The sequence below is a fragment of the Streptomyces marincola genome (assembly GCF_020410765.1).
GTDB classification, from domain to species: domain Bacteria; phylum Actinomycetota; class Actinomycetes; order Streptomycetales; family Streptomycetaceae; genus Streptomyces; species Streptomyces marincola.
The window spans coordinates 49358-75187 of the sequence record NZ_CP084541.1 but is presented as its reverse complement, the minus strand read 5'-3'; the positions used below and the strand labels follow the sequence as shown (position 1 = coordinate 75187).

Below are 25830 nucleotides of genomic sequence, written 5' to 3'. Positions count from 1 at the left end.
TCAACTTAGTGAGCGGCCCGACGAGCGGTCAATAAGTCATCGTGAACGCAACGTAGTTGAGACCTGTCGGTGTGCGGCGCGCGCCCCCGGGGCCCGGGACGCGCCCCCGGGCGGCCCGGGCGCGGCGCGCAGCAGCCTGTCTTCGGCCGGGAGAACGGGTGCCGCACGCCTCCTGACGGGACCGGTGCCGAGGCCAACGGGCGGGCCGCGGCGGCCTGGTGCGGCACCGACCGGGGGGTGCCGTACCCGCGCTACGAGGCCGGCGGCCGGCTCCCGGGCGGCATCGCCGTGGCCCGGGGCCGAGCCGCCGCGCACCCGGCGCCAGGACCGCCGGGTCACGAGCGCAGCCGGATCAGGTCCACGCGCGAGCGCAGCCCCAACTTCCGGTAGACCTGGCGCAGATGGAAACCGACCGTGTGCGGCGAGACGAACAGCTGGCTGGCGACCTGGCGGTTGGTCAGCCCGCCGGCCACGAGTTCCGCCACACGCCGTTCCGCCTTGGTGAGGCTGTCCCAGCCGGACATCGGGCGCTTGGCGTGCTTCCAGTGCCGCCGCCGCACGCCGAGGTGCCGCAACTCCCGCCGCACGCGGGCGCCGTCGCGTTCGCCGTCGAGCGCGCCGTAGCCGTTCATCGAACGCTCCAGCTCGCAGATCGCCGCCTCGCGGTCGCCGTGCGCGAGCAGCAGCCTGGCCCGGTCCTCCGCCGCCGCGGCCCTGGCCCACGGGTCGCGGTGGGCGCGGCCCACCTGCGCCAGCCCTTCCGCGTCCCCGTCGAACAGCGCCCTGGCGTGCGCCGCGGCCACGGCGAGGCCCCGCAGGTCCCGGTTGTCCCGCCGCAGCGACTCGGCCGTGTCCACGGCGGCGCGGGCGATGTCCTCGCGGTGGGCCTCAAGCGCCCAGCGGACGCACCCGGCCGCCGCGGCCACGTCCTCAAGCAGCAGCTCGCGCCGCGCCTCGGCGCTGGCCCACACGCCGCAGAGGTGGTCGACCGCGGCGGCGGGGCCGCTCCTCGCCTCCGCGATCTGGGCGCCGAGGAGCTGCCGCATCGCGCGCCACGGCCGGGCGGAGTCCGGCGGGCAGCAGTCCTGGAGGGCGCTCAGATGCGCCTCCGCCTCACCCAGCAGGCCGCGCCGCAACGCGACCAGCGCCCGCACCCGCCACGCCTGGGGCGCGAGCATCGGCAGGCACAGCCCCTCGCCGGCGGCCAACCCGGAACGGGCGTCCTCGTCCGCTTCGCCCAGGCGGCCGTTCGCGAGGTGCACGGGCGCGCGCAGCAGCGCGGAGACCGCGGTCCTGGCGGGCACGGGCACGAGCCGCGCCGCGGCGCCCACCACGTCGAGCGCCTCCTCGAACTCGCCCGCGCGGGTGAGCATGGGCACCAGCAGCCAGCGCGGATCGAGCAGCCTGATGACCTGGGGCAGCCGGTCGAGCTCCGCCGCTTCCCGCAGGATGCCGATCGCCTCGGCCGCGCGGCCCTCGCGCCACCGGCCCAGGGCGCGCACCGTCAGCGCGCCGGCCCGCACGGTCCGCGGCGGCTCGGTCCTGCCGCCCAGCAGCCGTTCCGCGTGCTCGGCGGCGGCCGGCCCCTCGGTCAGGCAGTGCGCCGCCAGCCGGGAGGACTCGGCGCGCTCCCGGTCCTCGCGGGACCCGGCCCCGGCGGTCAGCGCGTCGCCCGCCATCCGCCCGGCCTCGTGCGCCTTCCCCTTCATCAGCAGGGCCACGGAGAACCAGGTGCGGAACGCGGCGACCGCGTCGGTGTGCGCCGCCGCCGCCCGCTCCCGGGCGAACGCGGCCACCTCGCCCACCGCGTCCTGCGCGAACTCCGCGGCCCGGCCGGCGTCCCCCGCCCGGACCAGGGCCTCGGCCGCCGCGGCGGCCAGGCGCGTCCACTCCGGCTGATCGGATGACAGCAGCTTCATGCCCTGCCGGGCGAGGGCCGCGGCGGTCAGCGGTTGCGAGGCGAGCATCCGGTCCACGGCGCGCGCGATGATCCGCACGGCCTCGATGTCGCCCGGCTCCGCGACGTGCGCCACGTGCAGGGCCGCGGCCTCCACCCCGTCGGGCCGGGAGAGCAGCATCGTCGCCGCCTGCCGGTGCAGCAGCGCCCGCATCGGGGGCGGCACCGAGTCGAGCGCCACGCGCCACAGCGCGTCGCTGCGGAAGGCGAAGTCGGTCACCCGGCAGACCAGGAACCCGCGCGCGATGGCCTCGTCGAGCGCGGTCAGCAGGTCGGCGGGCGATTCGTCGAGGAGGGCGAGCAGGTCGGTCGGGGTGAACGGGGAACCGAGCACGGCGGCGAGCTTGAGGACCTTGGTCGTGAACGGGGAGAGCGACCGCAGGTCCTGCCGGACGATCGTGGCGAAGCTGCCGGGCACCGGCGCCGGTGTGCGGACCGCCTCGGGCTGCCGCGGCGGGGGCACCTGCTGGGCCACCAGCCTGGCCATGCCGTCGGACACCTGGACCTCGCCCTCGGCGAGCAGCGCGCGGGCCAGCTCGATGACCGCGCGCGGGCGGGCACCGACGCTCTCCGCGAGCAGGGTGATCGACGCGCTGGGCGGCGCACCGAGGTGGTCGGCGACGACGTCGGCGGCGGCCTGGCCCGACAGCGGTCCGAGTTCCGGGAGCCGCTCCACGGGCAGTTTGCCGAGGCCGATCTCGCCGAGGGAATGGCGCGCGGACGAACTCCCCGTGCCGGTGGCGAGCAGCCACAGCACGGGGTGCCCGCCGAGCTGGCCGATCAGGTCGCCGAGGCCGAACAGGGCGAGCGGGTCGGCCAGGTGCAGGTCGTCGAGTGCGACCACGGCCTGGCCGTGTTCGAGCGCCTCGCGCAGGCGCGCGCGGATCTCCTTGGCGAACGAGACGCCCGCGGGGACGGCTGACGCGGTGTCCGCCGCGCCGAGCCGGTACACGTGCCCGGTGAGCGCGGCGGGAACCGCGCCGAAGAGCGCGTCGGAGGCCGCGGAGACGCCGCTCACCACCCCCATGCCCCCGCGGACCGCGAGCCCGACGGACTCGATGAGGAGATGGGTCTTCCCCGTTCCCGGGCCGGATTCGAGCAGCAGTACCTTTCCATGGCCGCTGCGACTCACCGCCTGGAGCGCCGCGGTGATGTGGGATATCTGCTTTTCCCGTCCCCGCAACGGACGCAACGGCGACCGTCTGTTCGGTCCGCCCACCTTGTGATTGCCTCGATCATATGATTTCGACGTGTTCACCAAGGCCCCTTTTGGTCGCCGTGACGTGCGGGTCAGGCGATCGACAACCCTATCAAATGAAGCCCGGAAGAAACAATGATTACCGGGTGGGCGAGGGGGCGGAAAACCGCAAGTGGGAGGCGAGTCGCGCGGGTGCGCGGCGCCCGGTGGACACGGCCCGCCGTGACCGTTTCCGACCGCTGGTTTCGTTTTCCTTGGCGAGCTGTCCTGTTTTATGCGGCCACTTACTTCTTGCCGTCGTGCCTGTTCCTTGGAATGTCCATATCATATGTAGAAAGGTGTTCCCCTGGGGATGGGTGCCGCCTCTCCGCCTCCGCGGGCTCGGATCCGCCGGGTCCGCCCGGCTCGTTGAGGAATGCCATCAGCCGCTCCGCCGACCGCAGGGGCACCCGCATGCCCCGGCAGGCGCGCGCCGTCCGCCCCACCGGCTCGGCGAACCACACCCCGAGCGCCAGGGGTGCCAGCAGGGCGGCCGGATCGTCCACGTCCGCCAGCAGCAGGGCCGCCCCGGCGCACACCACCAACGCGCCCGCCCCCTGCGCGAGTCCGGACACCACCGGCCGGTGGCGCAGGGCCCTGGCATCGGTCCGCAGCGTGAGCACCGCGGGCACCATCGAGGGCACGAGGCACAGCGCGGCCACCGCCACCCGCCAGTCCAGGACCGCGAGGGCGAGGACCGCGGCCGGCGGCGTCAGCGCCGCCCCGACCATCGAGCGCAGGTGGTGCACGAACAGCCCCGACGTCGTCACCACGTCCGCGGTGCCCACCCGGGCCAGCGCGTCCACGCGCGCGTCGTCCCCGGGAGCGTCGGGCAGCGCGAGCACCCGGTCGAGGAAGCGGTGGGACAGCAGCCGCGCGATCCCGACCCCGGCGGACTGGTAGGTGGCCAGCGTCCACCACAGCGACCCCAGGTAGCCGGCGGCCACCGGGAGCAGCGCCCGCAGCCACGGCTCCGCCGCGTCGGCGCCCTCCGTCAGCAGGCGGCCGAGCGCCACCGCCGCGAGCACCAGGGCCGCCGCCTCGGCGAGCACGGTGACCCCCGCACTCGCCGTCATCCGCCCCAGCGAGCCGGAGGTCAGCGGTCCCGTCACGGCGCGCGCCCGCGCCAGCACCAGGCCGTCGCCGCGGCGCGATCCCGCGGCCCGCCGCTGCGCGTCCGGGGTGCCGGGCGCGCCGCGCGCCGACTCGCTGAGCTTCGCGGCGCAGACGCCCGCCACCGGCGCGAACAGCGCGCAGGCCAGCACCCGTTCCTCCGGGGTGCCGAGCGCGGCCCCCGCCACCAGGACGACGGCGAGCAGGGTCACCGGCGAGAACGTCGCCTCGGTGAGCCAGGCCCGGGGCACCATGCGCCGCGTCATCGCGAAGAAGACATCGTGGAAGCGGTCGACCGTCGACAGCTGCTGGAGCCTGACGATGCCGGTCCTGCCCGTCGCGCGCACCACGGGCAGGGAACGCGCCGTGTGGACGATGCCCCGCTGCACGTGGACCATCACCTCGTGCGCCGCGGCGGCGCCGCGCGTGTGCAGCCCCGCGGCGTGCCACGCGGTGAGCGTGCCCACCGCGAGCGGGACGGCCACCCAGGCCGCGAGCGAGGGGGCGGCCCACAGGAGCCCGGCCACCGAGAGCGCCGCGGCGGCGGCCGTCTCGGCGGCCTCGGGTTTCCCGACCCGCGGCACGGAGGGGACGAGCAGGCGCACGCCGAGCGCGAGGGCGACGAGGGCCGCGGTCCAGCCCACGGCCGCCGTGCCGGCCCCGCCGTCGGAGAACACCAGCAGGCCCAGGGCCACGAGCCCGGCGGGCGGCCCGAGGCGGGCGAACAGGGCGGCCGTTCCGTCGGCCAGCCGTGGCAGAAGCGCAGTGGCCATACCGGTCCATCAACTCCCGGATGCGTCGGGGCAGAACGCGCGGAGACCGCACGGCTCGTGACCGCCCGCGCCGTCCGGCCCGGGCGGCCCGCCGCTCGGGGGCTGAGGCAGTGACCGCACGACGTCGGGAGCGTAGCGGTGGCGGCGCCGACCCCAGAAGAACGTTCCCCGAGGCCGCCGATGAACCTGCGTACCCGCGTGGGATGCGGCCGGGGCCCGGCCCCGCCACCACGGCGGCGACCAGCGGAAACCGTGCCGTGCCCGCCGCGGCGGGGGATGTGGCCGCCCGTTCCCCCGCCGCAGAATCGGTCTCGCTGAGCTGCGTCGGGAAGGGGGAAGAACCGCGTGAACAGGTTCGATGCGAGGTCGGTGGCACGAGGTGGCAGGGCCGCGGTCGCGGTGCTCGGTGCCGGAGTCAGCGGACTGGTCGCGGCCTACGAGTTGCAGCGGCTCGGTCACGAGGTCGACGTGTTCGAGGCCGACCACCGCGTGGGAGGCCGCGTGTACACCCACCGGTTCGCCGGCCCCGAGGGGCCCTACGCGGAACTGGGCGCCATGCGCATCCCCGCCGACCACCACCTGACGCTGCGCTACGTCGACGCGTTGGGCCTGCGCGGGCGGCTGCGGCCCTTCCGCACCATCCTCAGCGACCCGGCGAACCTGATGAGCGTCGCCGGCGAACTCGTCCGGGTGCGGCACGCCGCGAAGCCGCTGATGCGCTACACCGCCGAGCTGTCCGGCCGCGGCTCGCACCGGCCGGAGGCGCTGCTGCTCGTCGGCTGGCTGCACGCGGCCGTGCGCGCCATCGCCCCGCGCGAGCTGCGCGAACACGCCCGCCGCGACGTCGGCAAGCTGCTCGCGGCGGCCGACCGCGTCGACCTCGCCGACGCCCTGAAGGGCGAGCGGCCCGACGTCGGCGGCGCGCTGCGCCGCCACCCCGAGCTGTGGGCGGCGTGCAGCGAACGCCTCCAGGGCTTCCTCGACGACCTGATCCGCGAGTCGGGCAGCGGCATGTACCGCCTCGCGGGCGGCATGGACCAGCTGACCGACGGGCTCGCCGCGCGCCTGCGCCGCCCGGTGCGCACCGGACGCGAGGTCACCGGCATCGACGTGCGGCGCGACGAGGTGCGGGTGCGCTTCGGAGGCCGGGCGAACGACACCCTCGGCTACCCCGTGGTCCTGTGCACCATCCCGTTCTCGGTGCTGCGCCACCTGCCGCTGACCGGCGTCGAGGCGGACAAGCTGGACGCCATCGGCACCCTCGACTACGGCTCCGCGACGAAGGTCGCCGTCCACTGCCGGCGGCCGTTCTGGAGCGACCAGGGCATCGCGGGCGGCGGCTCCGCCCCCGGCGGCCGGGTCCGCCAGACCTACTACGGCGGCACCGGCCGGGACCCGGCGAAAGGCGCGGCGATGCTCGGCAGCTACACCATCGCCGAGGACGCCGACGTGCTCGGCCGGATGTCCGAACCCGTCCGCCACGCCGCGGTGCTCGACGAACTGCGCGTTCTGCACCCGGAACTCGGCCACGCCGGCATGGTGCGCGACGTCGTCAGCGTCGCGTGGGGCGAACGCCCCTGGCACCGCGGCTGCGCCGCGCGCCGCTGGGGCATGTCGGCCGCGGCGCTGGCCCGCGAGGTGGAACGGGCGGCGCGCCCCCAGGGCCGGCTGTTCTTCTCCGGCGAGCACTGCTCGGCCGCGCCCGCCTGGCTCAACGCGGGCATCGAGTCGAGCCTCGACGCGGTCCCGCGCATCCACGACCTCGCCCGCCGCTCCGGCGCCTGGTACGGGAGGTCCGCGTGAGCGTCTTCGACCTGCCCAGGGTCCACTTCACCGGCGTCGGCGTCACCCGGCTGCCCACAGGGCCGCGGTCCGGGCTGTTCGACCTGTCCGCCAACGCGCCGGTCGCCGACGGGGCCCGCGTGCCGGCCGACCGCCCGGCCGCGGAGCACCACGCCTACCTCGCGCGGCAGGGCTTCAGGTACGAGCCCGACGGCACCCGGGGACCCGAGGGGCGCTTCGGCTCGGTCAAGGGCTGGAACTTCGGCGGCAACGGCCACTTCTGGGTGGACGCCACGGTCGTCTCCTGCGAACGCGAACCCGGCCGCCCCGACACCGCCGACCCGCTCGTGGGCCGCGGGCTCGACCTGTGGGGCCACTACAACGAGGCCATCGGCACCACCGCGAACCGCGGGCGCGTCTTCGACGTCGACCCCGCGTCGAACTGGACCACCACCATCATGGTCGGCCAGTTCGCCCTCGGCCGCCTCGGTCGTTCCCACGACGTCGGCTACCTCGCCATCGGCGACGTCCACGACACCTCGCCGCCCCGCTGGCACAACGCGCGCCACGTGCTGCGCGACGATCCGCACCCGCTCGCGCACGCGTTCCGCGCCTCCGTGGTCCACCAGTTCGTCGTGCCGGCCTCCGACCGGCTGTTCTGGCGCGAGGGGACCGGCGCGTCACCGACGCTCACGGCGCTGCGCGACACCGTGCGGGCCGAGGGGTTCGGCGGCCTCGTCGTGCAGTTCGCGCTGTTCAACATGGCCACCCCGACCGCCAACGACACCCCGGACCGCTGGCAGCTGCGCGGCACCATCGCGCCCTGGCGGCCCGAGGAACTGCGCACCTACCCGGCGGGCCGGCTGCTGACGGGCCGCAGGCGGCGGCTGGCCGGGCGGTCCGCGCCGCTGCACAACATGACGCTGGCCGTCGCGGGCGAGCACGTGACGGCCAACCTGATCACGGCCCTGCCCGCCGTCAGCCGCTCCCCGCGGCCCGACCCGGGCCCGCTGCACCGGCTCGGGCCGCCGCCCGACCTCGGGGACCTCCAGGTGCGCACCGTCTCGGGCCGCCTCCTCGCCGTCCTCCCGGCCTCCTCGTACCTGTCCGGCACGCTGGAGACCACCGCGGGCGTGCTGTCCGTGCCGCGCGCCGACGGCGCGCGGGACGACCCCGGGGACGAGCTGCGCCTGCTGGCGTCGGACGGAACGCTCCTGCTGGCCGAGGAGGAGATCAACGTCCAGACCGACCAGGCGAGTTGCTTCATCGAGCACCCCGACAGGAAAACGGGGCGCGACTTCGCCGCCGACATCACCGTCCGCTCCTTCGTCCGCGGCAGACCCGCGCCCGTCGAGGGCATCGAGGTGCACCAGTTCTTCAACCCGCGCGCGCTGCCGCTCGACCGGCGCGCCACGGCGCCCACCGCGCGCCCGGCCGATATCCGCGTCGTCGAGGTCGCCGCCCCCGACGCCCCGGGCGGCGGGCCCGCGGCGGCCCCGCGGTTTCGCGCCGGATGCGTCCTCGCGACCGACGGCACCGGGCGCGCCCGGCTGCGGATCAGGGGCGCGGAACCGGGCGCGACCCAGCTCCTGCTGCTGCCCCCGGGCCGCCCGCTGCCCTGCAACCCGGACGCCCCCGGCTCGGCCGCCGTCGCCTACGACAACGAGGACCGGCTCGGGTACTGGCCGGCCGCCGGCTGCGTGTCGGTGCGGGTGCTGCCCGACCACTGGCACCTCACGGAACTCGACCCCGCCGAGATCACCGCCGACCGCCTCTACCGCGAGGTGCTCTCCTCCTACGAGCTGATGTACTCGTTCATGAAGGACGAGGTCTTCAGCTTCGAGGACCCGGCCAAGGTCGCCACGTACGCCCGGCTCATGTGGCTGATGGCCGACCCGCGGCACCGCGACAAGACGTTCTACATGCCGTCGACGCGCGACATGACCGCGCCGCAGACCCAGCTGCTGCGGGAGTTCGCGCGGCGCACCGAGGCCGCCAGGCAACTGCCGCCCGTCCCGCTGGCCGAAACCGCGCGGCCCCCGGTCCCGGCCAACCGCGAGGAACTCGCGGCGGCGCTGCGGCAGGCCGCGACGATCGAACTGGCCGTCATGCTCCAGTACCTGTACGCCCTGTGGTCCCTCCCCACCTACTCGGCCGGCCTGCGGCACGTCGAGCGCGGCGAGTGGACCCCGGGCCAGCTGCGCCTGCTGTGCGGCGACGGCCCCCACACGACCGCGGGCGGCCTGCGCGAGACGCTCCAGAACGTCGCCCGCGAGGAGATGATCCACTTCCTGGTCATCAACAACATCATCATGGCGACCGGGCAGCCCTTCCACCTCCCCGACATCGACTTCAGGAACGTCAACCACCAGCTGCCGGTACCGCTCGACCTCAGCCTTGAGGCGTTCGGGCGCGGCAGCCTCCAGCGGTTCATCGCCCTTGAGGCCCCGCACGGCCTGGTGCGCGACCTGGCCTCGCCGTCGGGACGCGCCGCCGCGCCGCCGCCGACCGCCTCCTACCGGTACGGCTCGCTCAGCGAGCTGTACGCGGCGATCCGCGAGGCCATCCAGCGGCTCGACGGCATCTTCCTCGTGGAGCCGGGACGCGGCGGCGGCGAGCACCACCTCTTCCTGGGCGAGAACATCAACTACAGCCACCCGGACTACCAGCTTGAGGTCGACGACGTGCCCAGCGCCCTGTTCGCGATCGACTTCGTGACCGAGCAGGGCGAGGGCGGCGTCCTGGACGCCCCGCTGCCCTCCGACTCGCACTTCGACGTCTTCCTGCGCGCGGCAGAGGCGCTGGCCGGCGAGTACGTCCTGGGCCCCGGCGGCCGGCGGATGCCGTGGGACCCGGCGTACCCCGTGCTGCGCAACCCGACCCTGCGGACCGGCGACGCCGCGGGCGACCTCGTCACCCACCCCGAGGCCAGGGCGGCCATCGAGCTGTTCAACGGCTGCTACGGGCTCATGGCCCAGCTGATGGCCCAGCACTTCGGCCTCGCCCCCGACCGCAGCCTGCGCCGCTCGCGGCTGATGAACGCCGCGATCGACCTCATGGCCGGCGTGCTGCGCCCGCTCGGGGAGCACATCGTCACCCTGCCCTCGGGGCGCCCGGGCCGCACGGCAGGACCCACCTTCGAGATGGGCGGTGCGCCCCAGGTCGTCGGCCGGGCCGACGTGGCGCTGCGGCGCCTGGCGGCCACGGCGGCCGACCTGGCCGACCTGGCCGCCAAGTGCCCAGAACTGACCGCCTCGGTCGAGCAGTTGCTGCGCGGCTGCGCCCACGACTTCGCCGCCATGGACCCACGGGAGCTGTGACCATGCCCGATTCAGCTCCCGCCCCCGCCGAGTTCCGGCGGCGTGTGCTGGCCGGCCTGAACGACCCGTACCCCGTGTACCGCGCCTACCTCGGGGCCGGTGTCCTGCACCCCGTGCCGCCACCGGGCCCCGCGCACCGGCGCGAATGGCTGGTGTTCGGGCACGAGGAGGCCGTGGTGGTCCTCGCCGGGCGCGGCTTCGGGCGCGAGACCCGGCCGCCGGACCACGCCGTCGGCGCCGACAGAGCCGACAGCGGAGCGCCGGGCCCGGTGCCGCCCGGCCACCCGCGCCTGGCCGCCCTGCTGGAGGACTGGCTCACGTTCATGGACCCGCCGCGGCACACCCGGGTGCGTTCCGTGGTCGCGGGCTGCCTGGCGCGCCGGATGCGGGCGGGCGTGCGCGCCCGGCTCAGGGAGAACGCCCAGAGCGTGGTGGAACGGCTCGCCAAGGAGCCCGGGTTCGACCTCGTGGACGAGTACGCCGCCGTCCTGCCGGTCCTCGCCGTGCTCGACGTGCTCGGCGTGCCGGGGGCCGACCAGGAGTGGCTGCGCGGCCAGGTCGCCTGCCTGCGCCCGGCCGCCTCGGCCGCCGCCGCGCGCCGCGACCTGCGGGGCACCGGGCTGGCCATCGCGGAACGGGCGGCGGGCGCGCTGACCGAGTACTTCCGCACGGCACTCGCGCGCCGCCGCCGCGAGCCGCGCCGTGACCTGCTGAGCCTGCTGCTCGCGGCGCCGTGGGAGGAGGACCTGGCCGGCGGCCCGGCGAAGGAGGACCTGCTCGTGGCGACCTGCGTCCACCTGCTGTCCGCCGGGCACGAGACCGCCGCCGCGGCCCTCGCGAAGTCGGCGCTGCTCCTGCTGCGCGACCCGGAACTGCTCGCCGGGCTGCGCACGCGCCGGGACATGACGGCGGCGGCGGCCGACGAGTTCCTCCGTTTCGACTCGCCGGTGCAGGCCGTGTGCCGGTGGGCGCAGCAGGACGAGGAGGTCGCCGGGCACCGCATCGCCCGGGGCGAGAAGGTCACCGTGGTGCTCGGCGCGGCCAACCGCGACCCGGCCGCGTTCACCGAGCCGGACAGCCTGCGTTTCGACCGCGACAGCCACCGGCACCTCGGCTTCGGCATGGGCGGTCACTACTGCCTCGGCGCGGCCCTGGCCCGCGCCGTGCTCGAAACGGGCATCGACGGCCTGCTCGACCTGCTCCCGGGACTGAGCCCGCCCGCGGGCCCGCTCCCGTACCGCGACGACCTGGCCTGCCACGGGCCGCTGAGCCTGCCGGTGACGCGCGTGGTGTGAGCGCGGCACGGGCAGGCGGGAGCCGGGGCGGTGCCGTGCTCCGCGCCCGGCCGGGCGCGGAGCACGGGCCGCTCCTCAGTCGCTGTCGCCGCCGGGTAGCGGCGCCAGCACGGCCTCCCGGCCCGGGGCGGCCGGGACCGTCCAGCCGAGGAACCTCCGCATGCCGTACATCAGCGGCATCCGGGCCGAGAGCGCGATGTGCGCCACGGCGCCCACCACGACCACGTGGTCGCCCACGGGCAGCTCCGCCGACACCCGGCAGTCGGCGCAGGCCAGGGCATCGAGGTGCAGATGCGGCAGCCCGGAGGGCCGCCAGGCCCGCCAGGACACCTCGGCGAACCGGTCGGCGCACGGCCCCGCGAACACCTGCGCCGCCCGCTGGGCGTCCTCGTGCAGAAGGTTGACCGCGAACCTGCCGGTCTCCCGGACGGCCTGGAGGGTGCCGCCGTCCGTGCGGAGGCAGACCAGCAGCGTCGGCGGTGCGAGGGTCACGCTGGACAGGGACGAACACGTCGCCCCCTGCGGCGTGCCGTCGGCGTCGACCGTGGTGACCACCGAGACCCCGGTGGGGAACCTGCTCATCAGCTCCCGGAACTCGGCCGCGCCGGCCTGCGCGTCCTGCCGCGGCCGGCCCGTGCCCGTTCCGGTGTCGTCCTGCCGCTCCATGTCTGGGTGATCTCCCTTCGCCGGGGCCGCCAACTGCCGTGGACCGCGCGCACCGCGGCGGCCCCCCTGGAACCCTCGGGGGCGCGCCCGTCGCGCCGCGGCGCGCCTTTCCTCTCCCGCCGGGCGGGGTCAGCCGTGGTGCTCGGGCCGGGAACTCCGGGCGCCCGGCGCGCCGGTGCGCATTCCCGGCGCCCCCGGCATCGTGCGAAGCGTGCCGGAAACCGAGCGGCCGACGTTTTTCCGGTGAACGGGGCGGCGGTCGAAGAGGCCGCTGTGCCCCCATCCGGAACGACGGCCTTGCTGATCCTGTCGTCCAACACAATTCCTCACAGTTCCTCACTTCCGCCGAGGAAGGAGCCGGCGCCGCCGACCCCTCTCGGCGCGGCGTTCCGCGGCACCGGAACCGGGCCCGGCGAGTCCACCGTAGGTCAGCGAAACGCGGGGCGACAGGCAGCCGAGCAGCACCGACCTGGAAACCCACGCGCTCGCGTAGGCTGCCGGACCCCGATCGGGAAGGCCGCCGACAAGGCGCCGCACAACCTACCCGAATCGCTACAGCAGCGCGTGATAAAGGAGTTGACGCCGCTGCTCGATACTCATGGAGCACGGTATTCCGACGGGCCTCGGAAGAACTCACCGCGTACGGTCCGGCGAGAAAACCGGGCGCCGCGCGGGAGTTTTTGGAATTCGTGCGCCGCGGCCAGGCGGCACGGGCCCGGTGCCCGCGGGACGCCGGGAGCACCGGCCGGGAGTCCGGCCATGGCAGAGGCAATCCACCCGACAGGGAGTACTGAATGATCAGGAAAGTGGCCATCGTCGGCGGCGGGACGGCCGGCTGGATGACGGCGTCCTACCTGAAGGCAGCCTTCGCCGACCGTCTGGACGTCACGCTCGTCGAGTCCGAGGCGGTCGGCCGCATCGGCGTCGGGGAGGCGACGTTCAGCACCGTCCGCCACTTCTTCGACTACCTCGGGCTCGACGAGGCCGAATGGCTGCCCAAGTGCGAAGGCGGCTACAAGCTCGCCATCCGCTTCGAGAACTGGGCGAAGCAGGGCCACCACTTCTACCACCCCTTCGAACGGCTGCGGAAGGCGGACGGCTTCTCCCTGGCCGAGTGGTGGCTCGCGCTCGGCGACCACTCCCAGCCGTTCGACCGCCAGTGCTTCGTGACCTCGGCGCTGTGCGAGGCCAAACGCTCCCCGCGCATGCTGGACGGCAGCCTCTTCGCGACCGGCCTCGACGGTTCCCTCGGCCGGTCGAGCCTGGCGGAGCAGCGGGCCCAGTTCCCCTACGCCTACCACTTCGACGCCGACAAGGTCGCCGCGTTCCTCGCCGCCTACTCCAAGGAACGCGGCGCCAGGCACATCGTGGACGACGTCGTGCACAGCGCGCTCGACGACCGCGGCTGGATCAGCCACGTGCAGACCAGGGGCGGACTGCGGCTGGACGCCGACCTGTTCATCGACTGCACCGGATTCCGCGGCGCGCTGATCAACAAGCTGATGGGGGAGCCGTTCGAGTCCTTCCAGGACGTGCTCCCCAACAACAGGGCCGTGGCGACCCGGGTCAGCCGCCCGGAGATCACCGACATGAACCCCTACACGACGGCCACCGCCATGGACGCGGGGTGGATGTGGCGGATCCCGCTCTTCCACCGGGACGGCGTCGGCTACGTCTACTCCGACGAGTTCGCCTCGCCGGAAGAGGCCGAACGCACCCTGCGCACCCGGGTGGGCGACCTGGAAGGCGAGCTGGACGTCAACCACATCGCCATGCGCGTGGGTCGCTGCCGCGACTCCTGGGTGAAGAACTGCGTGGCCATCGGCCTGTCCAGCGCGTTCGTCGAACCCCTCGAATCCACCGGCATCTTCTTCATCCAGAACGGCATCGAACAGCTCGTCAAGCACTTCCCCGACGAGCGCTGGGACCCGGAACTGACCCGGAACTACAACACCCGGATCGCCCAAGCCGTGGACGGCGTCAAGGAGTTCCTCGTCCTGCACTACCGGGGCGCGGCCCGCAGCGACAACGACTACTGGCGGGCGGCCAAGACCCGCAAGGCGCCCGACGGCCTCGTCGAACGGATGGAGCAGGCGCTGCCGCACCTCATCGACGAGGAGGCCACCTACCCCTACTACCACGGCTTCGAGCCGTACTCCTGGAACACCATGCTGCTCGGCCTCGGCAACCAGCCGGCCCGCGCCCGCCCGGCACTCGCCCACATGGACCCCGCGCGCGCCCGCGCGGAGTTCGACCTGCTGCGCGCCGAGGCGAACGCCGTCATCGAGAAGCTGCCCAGCTGCTACGAGTACCTGGAGCGCATCCACACCCCGTAGCGCGCCGCCGCCCGGACGCGGGACCCCCGCGCCCGGGCGCCGCACCGCACTCCTCGCGGGCCGTCCGCGGACGGCCGCGGACACCCGCGAACGAGGGATCGGAGCGCCCCGTTGTCCTCCACCGCACCGACCGAGGCCGACGGCCACCGCGCGCCCGAGGTCTCGGCGACCGTCTGCGTCGTCGGGGCCGGTCCCTGCGGCGCCATGCTGGCCCTCCTCCTGGTCCGGGCGGGCATCGACGTGGTCCTGCTGGAGAAGAACACGGACTTCCAGCGGGACTTCCGCGGCGACACCGTCCAGCCGACCACCATCGACGTCCTGGACCAACTGGGCATCGCCGAACGCTTCCACACGCTCCCGCACCGCAAACTCGCCGGCATCAGCCTCGTCCAGAACGGCATCGGCGTCGAACTGGCGGACTTCACCGGCCTCGGACTGCGGTTCCCCTACCTCGCGGTCGTCCCGCAGCGGGACTTCCTGCACCTCATCACCGCCGAGGCCGCCCGCTACCCCGGCTTCCGCCTCCTGATGCGCACCGAGGCCACCGGCCTCCTGCGCCGCGACGGCCGCGCCGCCGGCGTGCGCTGCCGCACCAGGAACGGCCCGCTGACCGTGCGCAGCAGCCTCGTGGTCGCCGCCGACGGCCGGCACTCCGTGCTGCGCCGGGCCGCAGGACTGACCCCGCGCAGCCTGGGGGCGCCGCTGTACGTCGCCATGTTCCGGCTGTCCCGGCGCGCCACCGATCCCGACGAGGGCCTGACCCTGCGCATCGGCCAGGGCCGCACCGCCAGCCTCACCAACCGCACCGCCTACTGGCAGGTGTCCTACGAGACCGGCCGGAGCGGGAACGCGCCGTCCCCGGGCCACGACGTCGAACGCCTCCGCAGGGAGATCGGCGGCCTGGTGCCGTTCCTCGCCGACCGCACGGACGAGATCAGGGCCGACACCCTGCGGCTCGTCGAGGTGCGCCCCGACCGGCTGCGCCGCTGGCACGGCCCGGGGCTGCTGTTCATCGGGGACGCCGCCCACGCCATGTCGCCCGTCGGGGGCTCCGGCGTCAACCTGGCCGTGCAGGACGCCGTCGCCGCGGCCAACCTGCTCGCGGGCCCCCTGCACACCTGCCGCCGCACCGGCCGGCCGCTGCCGCGCCGCTTCCTCGCCGCCGTGCAGCGCAGACGCCGCCTGCCGGCCGTGCTCACCCAGGACTTCCACCGCCTCCTCCAGCGGGTGGGCATCCCCAGGGCCCTGCGGGGCGATCAGACACTCGCCCGCCCGGACGGGCGGGCGGCACGCCGCATGCTGCCGCTGCTGCGCCGGCTGCTCAGCCGCGTCACCGGGGTCGGCCTGCGGCCCGAGCACGTGCGCATCCCGCTCACCGCCCGCCCGGCCGACCGGCCGCGCTCCCGTCCGGCGGACGACGAGGGGACAGGGCCGTCAGCGGACCGGTGCCCCCTGTGACGGGCTCTGCGGGGAGATGCCGACCTCGGCCATGTACGCCGAGAGGACCAGCCGGCCCACCGCGGGGTAGGCGCCCAGGGGCTCGGCCGCCGGACAGCCGGCCGCCTCGGCGCCGATGGCGAGCAGCCCTTCGGGCAGCTCGGGGCCGATCAGGCAGGGCGCCAGGGCCAGTTGCTGCGACCCCGCCTCCCGCAGCCGCTGAGCCGTCTGCGCCACGGAACCGTCCTCGTCGAGCGCCGCGGCGAGCACCGGAACGGCGAGCCGCGCCGACAGCAGCATCCCGGTGATCCCCGCCGCCTGGACCGCCTCCTGGCCGCCGACGGTGCCGAGCACGATGCCGTCGGCCGCGGTGGCGACGGTGAACAGCCGGGCGCGGTCCGCGCGGGCGAGCCCCGCCTCGGAGAGCCTGACGTGCACCGCCTCGGCCAGCAGCGGGTGCGGCCCGAGCGCGTCGGTGACACCGGCCTTGACACCGCTGTCCCGCACGATGGCCTTGACCGTGTCCAGGTAGGCGGAGTCGGGGCTGGCCAGCAGCGGCACCACGACCGGCGGCGGACCGGCGGGCTCCTCCCCGTCCTCGGCCGGCCCGCCCAGGATGTCGGCGAGCGAGGGGAACTCTTCCTCCTCCTTGCTCTCCACGAACGCGATCAGTGCCTGGAGCCCCGGCAGTTCGGAGCGGGCGATACTCACGATTTCCTCGGCCAGGCCGCGGCCGGCCGCCGACGGACTTCCCGGCACGGCGAGCACCAGCGCCGGGGCGCCCTCGGGGGCGGACACGGGCTCCGGCCGACGGTGACGGCCGGACTGACGCGGACGCGGCATACGTACGGGTAGGCCGGCTGGGGGCTCAGTGGAGGAGCTCATGTCGCCGCATGTTAATGCCTTCAGGTGACCGGCCGTTCGCCCGGGGGGACCCGGCTCTGATCTGTCCGCTTTTGTCCCGCGCGTCGGTGTGAAACGCCGATGACCTGCGCGGCTTCACGCCGGCACGTGCAGCAACGCCGGATCGTGTGGCAGGTCCCGGCCGCCCCCGGTGAGCCCGGCGGCGATGAGCAGCGCGCCGTCCAGCGGCCCGCCGCCGGCCGGCACCACCGAGGCCGCCGGCAGGCGGCGCGCCAGCGCCGCGCGGAGCGGCGCGAGCAGCGGCTCGCCCAAGCGGAACAGGCCGCCGGTCAGTGCCACCTCCGCGCCCTCGGCGGGCGGGCACACGGCCGCCGCCGAGGCGGCGATCTCCTCGGCCGCCCGTTCCAGGATGCCGAGCGCCACCGGGTCGCCCGCCCCGTCCGCCGCGCACGCGGCGACCTCGGGCGCGAACGAGCCCAGCACCGCGGGCCGTTCCGCCCTGGGATACAGCTGCCCCGGCAGCCCGGCCACGGGCCCGAACACCGCCTCGGCGCGGGCGAGCAGCGCGGAGGAGCCGCCGGTGCGGCCGTCGTGGGCGCGCAGCGCCGCTTCGAGCCCGGCGCGGCCGATCCACGCGCCGCCGCCGCAGTCGCCGAGCAGGTGCCCCCAGCCGTCCGCCCGCCGCCAGGCCCGCAGGTCGGTGCCCAGCGCGATCATCCCGGTGCCGCCCGCCACCACAGCGCCCGGCCGCACCCCCAACGCCCCGGCGTACGCGGCCACCGCGTCCGCGGCCAGCGCGACCCGACGCGCGCCCAGGCGCTCCCTGAGCGCGCCGGGCAGCTCCGCGCGCAACTGCCCGCCGAGCGTGGCCATGCCGGCCGCCCCGACGCACACCGCGTCGACGCCCTCGACTCCCGCCCCGGCGAGCAGGGCCCCGGCGGCCGGGAGCACCTGCGCCAGCAGGTGGCCGGCGTCGATCCCCGCCGGCCCGGTCCGCACGGCCTGCGCCTCCACCACCTCGCCGTGCCGCCGGGGGCGCGGCCCCGCGCCGTCGTCCTCGGCCTGGGCCAGTGCCACGCGCAGCCCGGAGCCGCCCGAGTCCACACCGAGCACCCACGCGCCCCGCTCGGCGGCGCTCACGGCAGTTTCCAGTCCACGGGCGCGGCATTCTGCTCGGCCAGCAGGGCGTTGGCCCGGCTGAAGGGCCGCGAGCCGAAGAACCCGCGGTCGGCGGACATGGGGGAGGGGTGCGCGGACTCCACGGTCGGCACCGGCCCGAGCAGCGGGCGCAGCCCGCGCGCGTCCCGCCCCCACAGGATGGCGACCAGCGGCCCGCCACGCGCGGCGAGCGCCCTGATGGCCTGGTCCGTGACGTCCTCCCAGCCCTTGCCCCGGTGCGCGCCCGGCTTGCGGGGCGCGGTCGTCAGGGCCCGGTTCAGCAGCAGCACCCCCTGCCGGGTCCACGGCGTGAGGTCGCCGTTGGATGGCCTCGGCAGGCCGAGGTCGGTGTGCAGCTCCCGGAAGATGTTCTCCAGACTGCCGGGCAGCGGACGCACCTCGGGCGCCACCGCGAAGCTGAGCCCGATGGCGTGGCCCGGTGTCGGATAGGGGTCCTGACCCACGATCAGGACGCGCACGTCGTCGAAGGGCTGCTGAAACGCCCGCAGCACGTGGGCCCCGGCGGGGAGGTACGTGCGGCCGGCCGCGATCTCGGCCCGCAGGAACGCGCCCATGGCGGTGATCCGGTCGGCCACCGGGGCCAGCGCTGTCGCCCAGCCGGGCTCGACGATCTCGTTCAATGCTCGTGCTGCCACGGTCGGTCACCCTACTGGCCGCACACCCCCGAGGTCTCCCCGGTGCGGACCGGAAGCTCGCGCGGACGTCCGCCGGCAGGTCGACGCCCCGGCTCGCGTACCCCGTCGGGGGACCGGCCGGTGGACGAGCGGGCCGCACCGTGCGGAACGCCCCCGGGTCCCAGCGCGCGGTGACCGCCCCGGCCCGGGGGCGCGCCCGGCGCAGCCCTGAGGGCGGCGGCCGGAACCAGGGCGTCGAGCACCGGCGTGCGGGCGCCGGGCGCGCGCCGCCGATGTCACCGGTGGGCGCCGCGCGCGGCCGCCAGCAGCCCCGCCCAGTCGCCGATCTTCACGCTGCCCCGGGAGAGCGAGCGCCCCAACGCCGCCTCCGCCGTCTCGATGCCCAGCCAGCCTGGCCACTCCACCGGGTCGAGGCCCAGGGCCCGCAGTCCCGTCAGCGGGTCGCCGGCCGCCACCCGCCGCGCGGCGAGCGCGGGCGCGTCCGCGAGCAGCGCGTGCGCCGTCTCCTTCGCGCAGGGCCGGTTCGTGCCGATCACGCCGGTCGGCCCGCGCTTGATCCAGCCCGCCACGTACTCGCCGGGCGAGCGCTCCCCGTCCCGCAGCACACGCCCCTGCTCGTGCGGCACGGTGCCGCCGGCCGGGTCGAACGGCAGACCGGGCAGCGGAACCCCGCGGTAGCCCACGGAACGCAGCACGAACTGCGCGGGGATGTCCACGAACGTGCCGGTGCCCCGCACGCCCCCGGCCGCGTCGGGCGCCGTCCGCTCGAAGCGCACGCCGGCCACCGACCCCGTGCCGTCGTCCAGGATCTCCACGGGGCGCAGGAAGAAGCGCAGGTGGACGCGCCGCTCGGCGCCGCCGCCCGGGGCGCCGGCCCAGCCGCGCAGCGCCGCGACGTTGCGTTTCGCCGCTCCCGGCAGGGCCGAGGGGTCCGTGTACCCCGGGTCCGCGGCCAGTTCCGTTTCGTCCACGACGACTTCGGCGCCCGGCAGCGTCCCCAGCTCGCGCAGCTCCTTGGTGGTGAACTTGGCCTGCGAGGGGCCGCGGCGCCCGACCATGTACACGTCCCTGACCGCGCCCGCCGCGAGGGCGTCGAGGGGGCCCTGCGGCATGTCCGTCAGCCGCAGTTCGGCCTGCCCGCGGACCAGGATGCGGGCGACGTCGACGGCGACGTTGCCCACCCCGATGACGACGGCGGCCCGCGCGGAGAGCGGGAACGCGGCGCCGGGGGCGTCCGGGTGGGCGCTGTACCAGGCGACGAAGTCGGTGGCGGAGAAGCTGCCGGCCAGGTCCTCGCCCGGGATGCCGAGCCTGCGGTCGCGGGCCGCGCCGACGCAGTACACCACCGCGTGGTACAGCTCCCGCAGCCGCGCGGCCGGCACGCCGCCCTCGCCCACCTGCACGTTGCCGAGGAACCTGACCTCGGGGCGTTCGAGGACCTGCCGGAGGGTTCCCTGGAGGGACTTGATCTTCTCGTGGTCGGGGGCCACCCCGTAGCGCACGAGTCCGAACGGGCACGGCAGCCGGTCGAGAACGTCCACGGCGACCGGGACCCGCTGCCCGGCCGGCTGGTCGAGCAGGGACTGGGCCGTGTACACGCCGCTCGGTCCTGACCCCACCACAGCGATGCGAAGCATGTGCGAGAACTCCTTGCGCCGACGAGTCGAAGGCCGGTACGAAGCCGCTCAAGCATCCCATCGAAGGGGCTGGGAAGGGAGTGAGCTGACGGGGTGCTGTGCGTCCGGGGAGTGCGCGCCGCCCCGCGCGGCGCGTGGGCTTCGGTCTACGTTGCCTCCGTGGTGAAGAGTAGCTTTTCCGGCTTTTCGGGTGGCCATCGGCGGGACGGCTCCGGGTCGGACCGGCCGGTGTGGGAGCTGCGGGGGCACGGCTCCGGTGCTCCCACACCGGCCGGTGGGGCGCCGGGCCTGTCACCGTGGTTCAGCGTCGGGCTCATGCTCGCCGACGGGGTGCGCGTGGACGTCCTCGCCCAGGTCAGTGGCGACCGGGTGCTCATCGAGGACATGCGGGCCGACCCGCCGCTTCCGGTGGACGGGTTCGGCAGTTTGACGGAACGTCTCGGCGAGCCGCTGCGCGACGTGTGCCGGGCGCTCACCGGCCGTCCCCCCGCGGAGCACTGCCGGCCGCCGGCGGACGACCCCGCGCCGGCCGGGGCGGTCGCGCGGGACCGGCCGACGCCGGGGCCGGAACCCGCCGCGTCCTCCGCGCCCGCCCCCGGGGCGGCGCCGGAGACATCGGCCGCGCCGGGATGCGGGCAGGAGGGCTGTTCCGGGCAGCAGCCGGCACCGGAGCCGGAAGCCAACCAGAAGCCGGGACTCGAACAGAGGTCGGGAGCCGACCGGGAGCCGAAACCCGAACCCGAACCGGAACCCGAGCCGGAGCCGGACGAAGGCCGGACCCCGGTGCGCACGGCCGAACGCCCGGCCGGCCACCGCGCCCCCCGCCGGCGCGGCACCGGGCGGGCGGGCCGCCGGGCCGCCGCCGAGGTCTACCTCGCCGCCCAGGCCGCGGGCGCCGACCCCGTCCTCGCCGTCATGGACGCCACGGGGCGCAGCCGCCGGCGTTCGCTCAGGCTCATCGCCGCCGCACGCGACAAGGGCTACCTCGGCCCGCGCCACGCGCGCCGCTGACCCCCGCCGCGCCGCGGCATCCGGGACTACACGGCCCGACGCAGGTCTGCCATGCGTTCGATCTCCACGGTCTGGGTCGCCAGGATGTCGTTGGCCAGCTGCTCCACCATGACGTCACCCGTACCGGCGAGCACGTCCGCGGCCATGAGGACGCCGCCCTCGTGGTGCCGCGACATGAGGTCGAGGAACAGCGCGTCGAACGCCTCGCCGCGCGCCGCCGCCAGCTCGGCCAGTTCCTCCTCCGACGCCATGCCGGGCATCCCCGCCTCCTCGTGCCCCCCGTGCCCGCCGGCGTCCGCCGGGTGCCCCGCGTGCCGCGTCAGCCAGGCGTTCATGACGTCGATCTCCGGCCCCTGCGCCGCGGCCACGCGGCGCGCCATCCGCCGCACCCGGTCGTCACCGGCGCGCGATCCCGCCAGCTCCGTCATCACCAGGGCCTGCTCGTGGTGTTCGACCATCATCCGCATGAACACGAAGTCGGGCGCGGCCGGTTCGGCCGCCGCCTCGCCGGCCTCCCCGGCCTCCTCGGGGGACAGGGTGCGGGCCGGCTCGCCCGGCCGCCCCGGCGCGATCACCGGGGGAGCGTCCTGCTCCGCCGCGTCCCGCCCCGCCGCCTCGTCGGCGGGCGCCGGGTCGGCGGTGCAGCCGGCGAGCAGCAGTGCGGACAGGGCGAACAGGGCGACGGCCCCGGTCCTGGCGGGGAAACGACGGCGTCGGGTCAACGGTTCCTCCCACGGGAAGCCTGCGACGACACCCACCACATTACCCACTTTGAAATGGACATGGCCGGGCGGATACTGAGGGGGCCCACGCACCGGGCAACTCCGCATGCCCACAGCGGATTTCTCAGGGAGGACGCGGTGACATCGCTGCACAGACAGCACGTTCGGCGCACAAGGTTCGGCGTGGCCGCGGTCGTGGCCGGCCTGCTCGCCGCGCTCTGCACCACCACTCCGGCCTCGGCCACCCCCGACCCAGGCGACGCGCCCGCCGCCCCGCGTGAACTGCCCGCCGCCGAGCGGGAACAGGCGGAAGCGGCCATCCGCGGCGGCGGGATACCGGGCGTCGACGAGATCGCGCACAGCCGCAACGTCAGGCACCTGGCCACCGTGCCCCGCGAGGAGGGCCTGACCGGGACCAACTCCGACCTCGCCTTCCAGGGCCGGTACGCCTTCGCGGGCAACTACGACGGCTTCGTCATCTACGACATCAGCAGGCCCGCCTCCCCGCGCATCGTCAGCCGCGTGCTGTGCCCGGGCGGCCAGGGCGATATCTCCGTCGACGGCGACCTGCTCGTCTTCTCGGTCGACTCCTCGCGCAGCGACGACTCGTGCGCCAGCACGTCCCAGTCGGCCACCCAGAAGTCCTCCTGGGAGGGCCTGCGCGTCTTCGACATCAGCGACAAGCGCAACCCCGAGTACGTGGCCGCGGTCGAGACGGCCTGCGGCTCCCACACCCACACCCTGGTCCCCGACCGGCGCAGCGTGTGGGTGTACGTGTCCTCCTACTCGCCCAGCGCGACCTTCCCCGACTGCCAGCCCCCGCACGACGGGATCTCGGTCGTCGAGGTGCCGCGCGCGGCCCCGGAGCGCGCGGAACTCTCCAGCTTCGAGGTGACGTTCCCCGACGGCGGCTTCCCCGGCGACGAGAACAGCTCCGCCACCACCGGCTGCCACGACATCACCGCCTACCCCGCGATCGGCCTGGCCGCCGGCGCCTGCATGGGCGACGGCATCCTGATGGACATCTCCCGACCGGACCGGCCGCGCGTCATCGACCGGGTCAGGGACGAGGACAACTTCGCGTTCTGGCACTCCGCGACGTTCAGCCACGACGGCCGCAAGGTGGTCTTCACCGACGAACTCGGCGGGGGCGGCGGCGCGACGTGCAACGCCGAGGTCGGTGACGAGTTCGGCGCGAACGGCATCTACCACGTCACCGGGCGCGGCGACGGCCGGGAACTGTCCTTCCGCAGCTACTACAAGATCCCCCGCCACCAGGCGGACACCGAGAACTGCGTCGCGCACAACGGTTCGCTGATCCCCGTACCGGGCCGCGACATCATGGTGCAGGCGTGGTACCAGGGCGGCGTCTCCGTGTGGGAGTTCACCGACTCGGACAACCCCCGCGAGATCGGATACTTCGAACGGGGCCCGATCACGGCCGACGTCCTGGCCTTCGGCGGCGCCTGGTCGTCCTACTACTACAACGGGCACATCTACTCGAACGACCAGAAGGGCCTGGACGTGCTGCGGATCGACGACCGCCGCACCGACGGCGCCCGCCGCGTCCACCTCGACCAGCTGAACGCGCAGACGCAGCCCCGCTACTACCGCTGAGGCAGCAGGACCTGCGGCGGCGTCCCGCCGGACGGCTCATCGCCCGGCGGGACGCCCAGACTCCACGGCAGCCCGTACCGCGAGAACACCTCGGCCCGCAACCGCGCCAGCGGCAGCGCCGCCCCCGGCAGCAGCTGGGCGACCACCGTGCCCATCAGCAGCGCCCGCAGCAGCGGGTAGTCCCGGTCCGGGTCCGCCGAACCGTAGCGGGTGATCGCGTCGCGCAGCAGCGCGGCGAGCCGTTGCTGCTCCACGCACTGGATGAAGCCCTCCTGCTGGAGCAGCCCCGCCATGTGCGCACGCATCAGCACCGGCCGGTCCCGGGCCAGCCCGAGTATGGCGTCGATCGCGCGCGCGAGCCATTCCTGCCCCGCGTGCGGCCCCGAGGGCTCGGGCTCGCGCTCCAGCGCCTCCTGAAGTGTGAGATGCATCATGCGGTGCACCGCCGACTGGAGCAGCTGCCGCTTGCCCGGGAAGTAGTACGAGATCAAACCGCGGGCCGCCCCCGCCCGGTCTGCGATGTCTCCGAGCGTCGTGGCCTCGTAGCCGCGCTCGGAAACCAGCTCGACGGTCGCGTCGAGGAGCCGTTGGCGAGAGCGTCGGCGCATTTCTTCATTGACCGAAGCGCTTCGAGGGGACATGCTGGACTCCCGTTGACTGGCTCACAGTCAATATACTCAGCACGGCACCGGACAGCCGCCCCGGTCGGGCGGACCACTGCCCGGCGCCGGTGGCGGTATCGGGCGGCGCGGGGGACCGCCCGATACCGCCTTCTCCCTGCCACCACCTGCTCCTTTTCCGCCGCCCCCGCCCGCAGGGCCGGTCAGCCCACCAGCCGGAGCACTGGCAGCAGCCCGTCGGGGCGCTCCCCGGTCGGCAGGTGAGCCACCAGGTGAACGGCGCACCCGAGCGCCGCCGCGCCCGCGTCCGCCACCGGGTCGTCGCCCACCATCAGCGCCTGCTGCGGCGGAACGCCGAGCGCGTCGCACGCCTCGCGGAACAGCCGGGGGTCGGGCTTCTGCACACCGTGCTCGTACGACAGCACGAACGCGTCGACCCACCGGTCCAAACCGTGCGACCGGAACAGCGGGCGCAGGTCCCAGCCGATGTTGCTGACCACCGCCACGCCCAGGCCGCGGTCCGACAGCTCGCCCAGCACCCGGGACGTGTCCGGATAGGGATGCCACGCCTCGGGCTCCATGTGCCGGTCGTACAGGACGTCGTACAGCTCGGGCCGCGGCAGCGGAACCTGCCGGGCCAGCCCGGTGTACAGGGCCCGGTGCCCGCTCGCGTCCCGGTCCCTCTCCCGCCAGAGCCCGGCCAGCTCCGGCGGCACCGACTGCGGCGGTCCGCCGCCCGGCAGCGCGCCGGCCGCTTCGAGGGCGGCGGCCCGTTCCGCGAGCTCCGAGGGCTCGAACGCGGTGCCCGTGCGTTCGGCCGCGACCCGCAGCCAGGACTCGGCCGACTCGATGCGCATGAGGGTCCCGGAGAAATCAAAAAGCACTCCCGCGATCGCCATGGAACGATCCTGCCCGTGCGCCCGGGGCCCCGCCAGCCCGTGTCAGCCGCCGAGCGACGTCCCTGATCGCTGCGACCGGGCTTCCTCAGCCGCGACGCGCGGCGCCCGCGGGCCAGACGACGTCCACGGGCAGGCCGGCCTCCCGCGCTTGCAGCACGGTGTCGGCCGTGCCGCCCCTCCCATTCGGCGGCCGGCCGTCCCACACGGCCACGAGCCGGTCGGCGCGGCGCAGCAACTCCTTTCCCGCGGCTTCGTACGCCTCCCGCCCGGCGCGCTCCACCGGCATGGTGACGACCTCGGCGGCGGCCTCGGCCAAGCGGTCGAACTGCGCGGCCTGCTCGGGCTTCACCTTCCGTTCCCGGTAGTCCCGGGAGGGGATCACCAGGACCAAGCGGCCACCGGCCGCCACCACGGCCTCGGCGAACAGGCTGTCCGCGCCGGCCGCGAGGCACGAGACGCCGACGAGGTCGGCGGGCGGGTACGCGGCCAGCAGGTCGCGCAGGGCCGCGGAGACCAGGGGCACGGTCGCGTCGGTCAGGTCCATGTGGCCGGTGACGGCAATGGTCGGCATGGGCCGCCCTTCTCGGGGTGGGATCAGGTGGACAGTGGCTCGCGAAGGACGGACCGCCAGGGCCGTTCGCTGTCGGCCTCAAGCTGACGGAGGGTACCGTCCTGAGTGCTACCGCCGGACGAACACGGAGACCATCATGCGCGCAGCACGGCCCGCGCA

18 protein-coding genes are annotated in these 25830 nt (G+C 75.1%); 7 read left to right on the top strand and 11 right to left on the bottom strand.

Annotation, left to right across the window (positions count from 1 at the left end):
* Window positions 1-335: 335 nt before the first annotated feature.
* Both LC193_RS28880 and LC193_RS28875 read right to left on the bottom strand, forming a co-directional pair.
* Entirely contained in the window at window positions 336-3176 is a 2841-nt protein-coding gene (locus LC193_RS28880) for a helix-turn-helix transcriptional regulator (RefSeq protein ID WP_404819323.1), read from the bottom strand.
* A gap of 263 nt (window positions 3177-3439) precedes the next feature.
* The gene (locus LC193_RS28875) at window positions 3440-5080 is read right to left on the bottom strand and encodes a hypothetical protein (protein ID WP_264086248.1); all 1641 of its coding nucleotides are present in this window, start codon (window positions 5078-5080) and stop codon (window positions 3440-3442) included.
* Between the two features lie 345 nt (window positions 5081-5425).
* On the opposite strand from LC193_RS28875, the gene LC193_RS00310 reads away from it, so the two are divergent.
* From LC193_RS00310 to LC193_RS00300, 3 genes are read left to right on the top strand one after another with little or no spacing between them, the layout of a single operon-like run.
* Window positions 5426-6883 (top strand): flavin monoamine oxidase family protein, encoded by a 1458-nt coding sequence (locus LC193_RS00310; RefSeq protein WP_226070089.1) that lies wholly within the window; start codon window positions 5426-5428, stop codon window positions 6881-6883.
* A complete protein-coding gene (locus LC193_RS00305; protein ID WP_226070087.1) occupies window positions 6880-10182 on the top strand; it encodes a ferritin-like protein in 3303 nt (1100 codons plus the stop codon). Before LC193_RS00310 ends, LC193_RS00305 begins: the two co-directional genes overlap by 4 nt.
* Window positions 10183-10184: 2 nt before the next feature.
* Window positions 10185-11477 (top strand): cytochrome P450, encoded by a 1293-nt coding sequence (locus LC193_RS00300; RefSeq protein WP_226070085.1) that lies wholly within the window; start codon window positions 10185-10187, stop codon window positions 11475-11477.
* A gap of 75 nt (window positions 11478-11552) precedes the next feature.
* Here LC193_RS00300 and LC193_RS00295 read toward each other — a convergent pair whose 3' ends face one another.
* Window positions 11553-12143, bottom strand: a complete 591-nt coding sequence (locus LC193_RS00295; protein ID WP_226070083.1) for a flavin reductase family protein — start codon at window positions 12141-12143, stop codon at window positions 11553-11555.
* Between the two features lie 794 nt (window positions 12144-12937).
* On the opposite strand from LC193_RS00295, the gene LC193_RS00290 reads away from it, so the two are divergent.
* Both LC193_RS00290 and LC193_RS00285 read left to right on the top strand, forming a co-directional pair.
* Complete coding sequence (locus LC193_RS00290) at window positions 12938-14479, top strand: tryptophan halogenase family protein (RefSeq protein WP_226070081.1); 1542 nt, start codon at window positions 12938-12940, stop codon at window positions 14477-14479.
* A gap of 111 nt (window positions 14480-14590) precedes the next feature.
* Window positions 14591-15937 (top strand): FAD-dependent oxidoreductase, encoded by a 1347-nt coding sequence (locus LC193_RS00285; RefSeq protein WP_226070079.1) that lies wholly within the window; start codon window positions 14591-14593, stop codon window positions 15935-15937.
* On the opposite strand, the gene LC193_RS00280 is transcribed toward LC193_RS00285, so the two are convergent.
* The 4 genes from LC193_RS00280 to LC193_RS00265 form a co-directional block, all read right to left on the bottom strand.
* The gene (locus LC193_RS00280) at window positions 15914-16801 is read right to left on the bottom strand and encodes a sirohydrochlorin chelatase (protein WP_226070078.1); all 888 of its coding nucleotides are present in this window, start codon (window positions 16799-16801) and stop codon (window positions 15914-15916) included. The genes LC193_RS00285 and LC193_RS00280 overlap by 24 nt on opposite strands.
* Window positions 16802-16915: 114 nt before the next feature.
* Window positions 16916-17920 (bottom strand): BadF/BadG/BcrA/BcrD ATPase family protein, encoded by a 1005-nt coding sequence (locus LC193_RS00275; RefSeq protein ID WP_226070076.1) that lies wholly within the window; start codon window positions 17918-17920, stop codon window positions 16916-16918.
* Window positions 17917-18594 carry a uracil-DNA glycosylase gene (locus LC193_RS00270; RefSeq protein ID WP_226070074.1) on the bottom strand — a complete coding sequence of 226 codons (678 nt, stop codon included), beginning with the start codon at window positions 18592-18594 and terminating at the stop codon, window positions 17917-17919. Before LC193_RS00270 ends, LC193_RS00275 begins: the two co-directional genes overlap by 4 nt.
* Before the next feature lie 275 nt (window positions 18595-18869).
* Complete coding sequence (locus LC193_RS00265) at window positions 18870-20231, bottom strand: FAD-dependent oxidoreductase (protein ID WP_226070072.1); 1362 nt, start codon at window positions 20229-20231, stop codon at window positions 18870-18872.
* Between the two features lie 93 nt (window positions 20232-20324).
* Here LC193_RS00265 and LC193_RS00260 point away from each other — a divergent pair, with 93 nt between their 5' ends.
* A complete protein-coding gene (locus LC193_RS00260; RefSeq protein ID WP_318842114.1) occupies window positions 20325-21242 on the top strand; it encodes a DUF6214 family protein in 918 nt (305 codons plus the stop codon).
* Window positions 21243-21268: 26 nt separating this feature from the next.
* On the opposite strand, the gene LC193_RS00255 is transcribed toward LC193_RS00260, so the two are convergent.
* Window positions 21269-21964 carry a DUF305 domain-containing protein gene (locus LC193_RS00255; RefSeq protein WP_226070069.1) on the bottom strand — a complete coding sequence of 232 codons (696 nt, stop codon included), beginning with the start codon at window positions 21962-21964 and terminating at the stop codon, window positions 21269-21271.
* A gap of 138 nt (window positions 21965-22102) precedes the next feature.
* Between LC193_RS00255 and LC193_RS00250 the strand changes: the two genes are divergently transcribed.
* Entirely contained in the window at window positions 22103-23581 is a 1479-nt protein-coding gene (locus LC193_RS00250) for an LVIVD repeat-containing protein (protein WP_404819322.1), read from the top strand.
* Here the strand turns inward: LC193_RS00250 and LC193_RS00245 are convergent.
* The 3 genes from LC193_RS00245 to LC193_RS00235 all read right to left on the bottom strand — a co-directional run bounded on the left by LC193_RS00245 (window position 23572) and on the right by LC193_RS00235 (window position 25671).
* Window positions 23572-24222: a TetR/AcrR family transcriptional regulator gene (locus LC193_RS00245; RefSeq protein ID WP_226070065.1), complete on the bottom strand. Its 651-nt coding sequence runs from the start codon at window positions 24220-24222 to the stop codon at window positions 23572-23574. The genes LC193_RS00250 and LC193_RS00245 overlap by 10 nt on opposite strands.
* A 182-nt stretch (window positions 24223-24404) precedes the next feature.
* The gene (locus tag LC193_RS00240; protein ID WP_226070064.1) at window positions 24405-25100 is read right to left on the bottom strand and encodes an HAD family hydrolase; all 696 of its coding nucleotides are present in this window, start codon (window positions 25098-25100) and stop codon (window positions 24405-24407) included.
* A gap of 85 nt (window positions 25101-25185) precedes the next feature.
* Window positions 25186-25671, bottom strand: a complete 486-nt coding sequence (locus LC193_RS00235) for a hypothetical protein (protein WP_226070062.1) — start codon at window positions 25669-25671, stop codon at window positions 25186-25188.
* Between the last annotated feature and the right edge of the window lie 159 nt (window positions 25672-25830).